Source organism: Methylibium sp., assembly GCF_013817365.1.
In the GTDB taxonomy this organism is placed as follows: domain Bacteria; phylum Pseudomonadota; class Gammaproteobacteria; order Burkholderiales; family Burkholderiaceae_C; genus Methylibium.
The window spans coordinates 1-6,419 of the sequence record NZ_JACDCU010000227.1 but is presented as its reverse complement, the minus strand read 5'-3'; the positions used below and the strand labels follow the sequence as shown (position 1 = coordinate 6,419).

Here is a 6,419-nt window from a genome sequence, read left to right as displayed (position 1 = left end):
TCCAGCCGCGCCGCTTCAGGTCCTTGCTCATCGCCATGGATTGCGGCGAGCTGCTGATCGCGCGGAGTACGTCGTGCGTGAACATGGGCGGGCGCGACGCGGGCGCCGGCTCGAAGCCCCAGGCATAGGCCGCGAGCGAGCCGAACTCGGCGCGCAACTCGAGCACGCGCCGCGCGTTGTTGATCGCCGAGACGATCTTGCCGCGGTGGCGCACGATGCCGGCGTCGCCTAGCAGGCGCTCCACGTCGGCCTCGGTGTAGCGCGCCAGCCGCTCGGCATCGAAGCCGGCGAAAGCGGCGCGGAAGGCCTCGCGCTTGTTGAGGATGGTGAGCCAGCTCAGGCCGGCCTGAAAGCCTTCGAGGCAGAGTTTTTCGAACAGGCGCCGGTCGTCGGACACGGGCAGGCCCCATTCGGTGTCGTGGTAATGAAGGTAGGCGGGCGTCGCGGCGCACCAGCGGCAACGCAGCAGGCCATCGGCGGCGGCGAACAGGCCTGCAGGCGGGCTGGACATGTGTAGCGGGTGGGAGGGCAGACGGGGTGCATTCTCGCTGGCTCTTCCCGCCGCCGAACACGCCCCGCTCCTCCTGACCGCGGCTCACCCGGCCGGGCCGAACAGGGTGCCGGCCGGGCAGGCGCCTTCGATGCTTCAGGCGTTTGCTCGACCGACGGGCGTGGCGCCTGCCCGCTGCCGCCTGACTGCCCAGGTCAGCGCCGCCATGCCCAAACCCATCAGCGCCCAGGTCGACGGTTCGGGAATCGCCGGCATCGGTGGTGGCAGCGCTTCTTCGAAGAACGTCGTGCCGAAGACTTGGCTGAACCCCATCGAAGAGAAGTCTTGCAGGTCGGGCCCGGCTGCGCCCGTGGCCACATCGATCGAAAAGACCGTGTTGCCGGCCATGCCGAACAAGTCGCTGCCGTTCGGACTTGCCAGCCCGAACACTTCTGCGCGACCGATCGAGCCGACCACCGTGCCGGCGCCCGTGGCACGGTTGATCCGGATCAGGTCGTTCGTTCCGGAGAACACCGTCGACAAGTACAACTCGCCGCCGACGAACGCGAGGTCGCCTGCAGAAGAGAACGGAATCGAGCCGACAGTGGTTGCCGCAGCGTTGGACGGGTCGAGCGTGTAGAGCGTATTGCTCGCTGCGTACAGCGTGCCGTCGCTTCCGAACACGAGCGAATTGACGTTCGACGAATGGTTGCCGACGAACGTGGTGGCGGCATTGGTCGTGTCGATGCGCCAGAGTGCGCCGAAGGTGGTGCCGAACAACTCGCCGCTCGGGCTGAACGCAAGGTCGGTCATCGTTTGAGACATGTTGCCGACGGTCGTCAGTTCGCCGGTCACCACGTCGATGATGCCCAGACGCCCGCTGCTGTCGCTGAACCAAAGATCGGGGTCGGCTTGTGCCGACGATGCGGCGAGCGCCGCGGCGAGCGCAATAAAGGTGGAGCGCAGTTTCATGAATCTTTTCCTGGTCTGGTAGAAATCGGTCCCGGTGCGGTGCCCGGCCGCCGAATGTGCGGTGGAGCATCTTTTGAAGACGCCTCCTGTGCGGGCAATCCCTAGCTCGCCGTGCGCTCAGTGCAGTAACAGCGCCACCGCGAGTTCGAGCGTGTCACCGTGCAGGCTGTGGTGCTCGACCACGGTCAACCCGTCCAGCAAGGCGTGGCTGGAATCGAACCAGCCGAAGCCCGCGGGCTCGGCCGGCTCCGCTGCCGGCTCGGTCTGTGAACGCGCCGCGCAACGCTCGCGCGCCAGGGCGGCGATGGAGGGCGCGCGCTGCGAGGGCTTGAACAGGCGGTGAGCGGAAAGACCGAGCATGAAAGCCTCCGGTGGCATCGATGGCTTCATGATCGACGCGGCCTCGGCGCCACGCCATCGCTCGGAGGAAGGCCAATGAGGCCCCAGCAAGAGGGGCCTCGAAGGAGGGGCCAGCGTGCCGCGCCCGGCTGTTCAGCGCAGGCGCTGTGCGCGGCGTGCCCGGGCAACTTCCTCGGTGCCTCGAGGCGCGCATGGCGTGTTTGCCAAAGTGCCGCCCCTTTCCGGCATCTCGAATCCGAACGCACGGGCTCTGAGCAAGGGCGTCAGCCGAGCGGCCGCACGCCGATCAGCACCTCGTGCGCCCAGAACGCGAATACCGCCCAGGCCACCCCTCCCGCGATTACGGCGCCGAGCGTGCCGGCGACGGTGCCGGGCGGGTAGCTGACCCCCGAAGCGCGGTCGCGCCGGCGCGCCGCGCGAAAGCTGAACACCGCCCAGACCAGGAAACTGCCGAACAGCAGCACGTCGGCAAGCGTGCCGTTGGCCAGCAGGTGGGCCAGCGCCCAGACCTTCACGCCGAGCACCATCGGGTGATGCAGGCGCGCCTTCAGGCCGTTGCGCGGCATGTAGGTGGCAGCGAGCAGCACGAAGGACACGAGCACCAACAAAGCGGCGAGGTGCCGCGTCGCCGCTGGCGGCGTCCACAGCACGACCGGCTGCTGGCGCGCCAAGCCGTAGCCCCAGACGATGAGCACCAGACCGGCGACCGACGCCATTGCGTACAGGCCTTTCCACGCGCCTTCACCGAGGCGCAGCCTGATGCCCGTGCGCCAGTCGTCGGCAACGATGCGCACCGAATGGACGCCGAGAAAAATCGCGAGGCCGAGGATGAGCAAGGTCATGGGCCGCTCCAGGAAATTGCGCGATTGTGGCGCGGCAAGGAGGGTGTTTCGAGGGCCGAGGCGCCTGCGCGGGCACCGCGGCCGCACTGTAAAACCGCGACAGCGGAGGGTAAACGTTCGACCTGTATATTTATCCAGCTTTTCCCGCCCGCCATGAACCTCGACCGCAAGCTGGCCATCCTCGCCGACGCCGCCAAGTACGACGCCTCGTGCGCTTCGAGCGGCGGCGAGCAGCGCGACTCGCTGGGCGGGCGCGGCATCGGCTCGACCGACGGGGGCGCGGGCATCTGCCACAGCTATGCGCCCGACGGGCGCTGCATCTCGCTGCTCAAGATCCTGCTGACCAACTTCTGTACCTACGAGTGCCTGTACTGCGTCAACCGCGCCTCCAGCAATGTGCCGCGCGCGCGTTTCTCGGTGGACGAGGTGGTGCAGCTCACGCTCGACTTCTACCGCCGCAATTGCATCGAGGGCCTGTTCCTCAGTTCCGGGATCATTCAGAGCCCCGACTACACGATGGAGCAGGTGGTCGAAGTGGCGCGGGTGCTGCGCGAGGAGCATGACTTTCGCGGCTATATCCACCTCAAGACGATTCCCGAAGCCAGCGCCGAACTGCTCGCGCGCGCCGGCCGCTATGCCGACCGGCTGAGCATCAACATCGAGCTGCCCTCGCAGGCCGGCCTGGACGCGTTGGCACCCGAGAAGAACGCCACCGCCATCCGCCGTTCGATGGCGCGGCTGCGGGTGCATATCGACGATGCGAAGGAAGCGGCCAAGCCCATGGCGCCCACGGCACAACCGGGATTGCCGCCGCGTCGCGCACCGGCGCCAAGCTTCGCGCCGGCGGGGCAGAGCACGCAGATGATCATCGGCGCCGATGGCAGCGACGACCGCGCCCTCCTGGCTGTGAGCGCCGGCCTTTACGGTGCCTACCGCCTGCGCCGCGTCTACTACTCCGCCTTCAGCCCCATCCCCGATGCGGCACGTGCCTTGCCGCTCAAGGCGCCACCGCTGGTGCGCGAGCACCGGCTCTACCAGGCCGACTGGCTGATGCGCTATTACGGGTTCGAACACGGCGAGATCGTGCCGGCACAAGGCGAGCATGCCGGCATGCTCTCGCTCGACATCGACCCCAAGCTGGCCTGGGCGCTGGCCCACCCGGAGCGCTTCCCGGTCGACCTGAACCGCGCACCGCGCGAGCTGCTGCTGCGCGTGCCGGGGCTCGGCGTGAAATCGGTCGATCGGCTGCTGGCCGCGCGCCGTGTGCGCCGTCTGCGCCACGCCGATCTGGCGGCGCTGCGGCTGCCGCTGAAGAAGATCCTGCCCTTCGTGCTGCTGGCCGATCACCGCCCGCACCGCACGCTCGACGCTGCAAGCGGTCTTGCGCAGCACTGGCGGCCCGTGCCGACGCAGGTGTCGCTCTTCGCCGAGGTTTAGCGTGGCTTCATGGTCATGCGGCTTGCCGGCGGTTCCCCCTTGGACGCTGGGCGAGCAAGGCTCGGGATGACGACCGCAGCGCAACGCCGCATCGTGCTGGCCGGCGAAACCGACCTCGATGGCTTTCGGCAAGCCGCACGCGATCTGCTGAGGGACGACGTGGCGCCGGAGCGGGTGAGTTGGAGCACGCAGGACGGCGCCCGCATGTTCGACTGGAGCGAGCCGCAGGTTAAAGACTCAAGTTCGGATTCAGGTGCGCGTCCGAATTCCGGTGCGGGTGCGGGTGCGGGCAACGGTGCAGGCACAGGCACAGGCGCCGATGCAAGCGCAAATGCCGGTTCGGCCAGCGGCGGCGTCGCAGCAGGCCCACTCAAAGTGCCTGCCGCCTTTGTCGAGCTGTGCCGAAGCGCCATCCTTCACCGCGAGCCGCAGCGCTTCGGCTTGCTCTACCGGCTGCTGTGGCGGCTGCTGCACGAGGCCGGCCTGCGCCACGACCCGCTTGATGCCGACATGATCGCCGTGCGCGCCCTCGCTCAGGCGGTGCGCCGCGACCTGCACAAGATGAAAGCCTTCGTGCGCTTTCGCGAACTGCGCAGCGAGAGCCCGGCGGCCGCGGCCGCGATCAGCGCAAGCTTGCCGGCCCCCGCCCGAGATGCCGCGGCCGCAGAAAGCACTGCCAGTAGCCGTACGGTGCCTGCGGCGACTCTGGAGGGCGAGGCAGGGCCCGCGGATGCGGCGGACGCCCCGAGCACCACGATCAGCCACATCGCCTGGTTCGAACCCGAGCACCACATCGTCGAAGCCGTCGCTCCCTTCTTCGCGAGCCGCTTCGCCACCCTGCGCTGGGCGATCCTCACGCCCGTGCACAGCGTGCGCTGGGACGGCGAGCGCCTCGCCTTCGGCCCCGGTGCGCGGCGCGAAGACGCACCGCCGGCCGATGCCGGCGAGCGGCTCTGGCTCACCTACTACGAGCACATCTTCAATCCGGCCCGGCTCAAGCTCGCCGCCATGCAAAAGGAGATGCCGCGCCGTTACTGGCCCAACCTGCCGGAGGCGCGGCTGATCGAGCCCCTGGCGTCGCGGTCTGCGGTGCGCAGCGAGGCGATGGTGGCGCGCGAGGCCGCGCTGCCGCGCCGTCGGTTGCCGCAAACGAGTGTTCAACCCCGCGGCCCGGTGACTTCGGCCGATGCGGGCGACGGGGCCGATGCCAGCAAGGCGGCAAAGGCGGCCGATACGGACAACCCGCGCGGAGCAGGCAACGCGAACGGCACGGCCGATGGCGCTGCCGGCGCCGGCCGCGCGCTGGCAGCGCTGCGCACCGCGACCGACCGCTGCCGCGAGTGCCCGATCGGCGAACACGCCACGCAGTCGGTGACGGGCGAAGGCCCGCCGGGCGCTCGGTTGATGCTGGTCGGCGAGCAACCCGGCGACCAGGAAGACCTGCGCGGGCGCCCCTTCGTCGGCCCGGCCGGTCAACTGCTCGACCGCGCACTGACCGACCTCAGCTGGCCGCGCGACGCTCTCTATGTGACCAATGCGGTCAAGCACTTCAAGTTCGAACTGCGCGGCACGCGCCGCATCCACAAGACGCCCGGGCAGCGCGAGGCGGCGGCCTGCCTGCACTGGCTGGAAAGCGAGATCGAGCAGGTGCAGCCGCAGGCCTTCGTGGCGCTGGGTGCCACCGCGGCGCGCTCGCTGATGGGCCGCGCCGTCGGCGTGACCAGCGAACGCGGCCGCTGGCTGCTGCGCGAGGACGGGCGCCGCGTGCTGATCACCTTGCACCCTTCGGCGCTGCTGCGCTTGCAGGCCGGTGAGCGGCAGGCCGCGTACGCGCTGTGGCTGACCGACCTGGCGCACGCCACGGAACTGCTGCAGGGCGGCGGTTAGAACCACGCGTTTCGCGCGGTCCGGCCAGCGCCGCTACCAGTCCCGCAAACGCCGCTTGAGTTTCTCGACGATGGCGGTGTGCAGCTGCGATACACGCGCCGGGCTGATGCCCAGGGTGGCAGCGGCGTCGCGGTGTTCGAGACCGCGCTCGTAGATCATCTGCATGACGGTGCGCTCGCGTTCCTCGAGCTGGTCGAAGGCCGCATTCAGGGCCGCGCTGCGCTGTCGGCGCTGCAAGGCACGCAGCGGGTCGGCATGCTCGTCGCCGCGCATCGCGGCTTCGTCGGTGGCGCCGCGTGCCGAGGCTTCGTCGGGCGGCTCGTCGTCGAGCGGCGAGTCGCCGGCCCGCTGCGCGGCCGCGCCGGCTTCGACCAGGCAGGCGTGCAGCTTGGCGAGCGACCAGCCGAGCTCGCAGGCCACTTCGCTGGCGC

At 69.4% G+C, this 6,419-nt stretch carries 7 protein-coding genes; 2 read left to right on the top strand and 5 right to left on the bottom strand.

Annotated elements, in window-relative coordinates; genetic code table 11:
• The 4 genes from H0W38_RS13835 to H0W38_RS13820 form a co-directional block, all read right to left on the bottom strand.
• Positions 1-511: DNA-3-methyladenine glycosylase I (locus tag H0W38_RS13835; RefSeq protein WP_292455012.1), on the bottom strand; the 511-nt coding region annotated here is incomplete at its 3' end.
• Between the two features lie 135 nt (positions 512-646).
• Positions 647-1,462: a PEP-CTERM sorting domain-containing protein gene (locus tag H0W38_RS13830; protein WP_292455010.1), complete on the bottom strand. Its 816-nt coding sequence runs from the start codon at positions 1,460-1,462 to the stop codon at positions 647-649.
• A 117-nt stretch (positions 1,463-1,579) separates the two neighbouring features.
• The gene (locus tag H0W38_RS13825) at positions 1,580-1,822 is read right to left on the bottom strand and encodes a hypothetical protein (protein WP_292455008.1); all 243 of its coding nucleotides are present in this window, start codon (positions 1,820-1,822) and stop codon (positions 1,580-1,582) included.
• A gap of 263 nt (positions 1,823-2,085) precedes the next feature.
• The gene (locus H0W38_RS13820; protein WP_292455006.1) at positions 2,086-2,664 is read right to left on the bottom strand and encodes an NnrU family protein; all 579 of its coding nucleotides are present in this window, start codon (positions 2,662-2,664) and stop codon (positions 2,086-2,088) included.
• 153 nt (positions 2,665-2,817) lie between these two features.
• Here H0W38_RS13820 and H0W38_RS13815 point away from each other — a divergent pair, with 153 nt between their 5' ends.
• Positions 2,818-4,101 (top strand): putative DNA modification/repair radical SAM protein, encoded by a 1,284-nt coding sequence (locus H0W38_RS13815; RefSeq protein WP_292455005.1) that lies wholly within the window; start codon positions 2,818-2,820, stop codon positions 4,099-4,101.
• Between the two features lie 66 nt (positions 4,102-4,167).
• A complete protein-coding gene (locus tag H0W38_RS13810) occupies positions 4,168-5,988 on the top strand; it encodes a UdgX family uracil-DNA binding protein (RefSeq protein WP_292455002.1) in 1,821 nt (606 codons plus the stop codon).
• Positions 5,989-6,021: 33 nt separating this feature from the next.
• Here the strand turns inward: H0W38_RS13810 and H0W38_RS13805 are convergent.
• On the bottom strand, positions 6,022-6,419 hold a 398-nt coding region (locus tag H0W38_RS13805), incomplete at its 5' end, for a sigma-70 family RNA polymerase sigma factor (protein WP_292454999.1).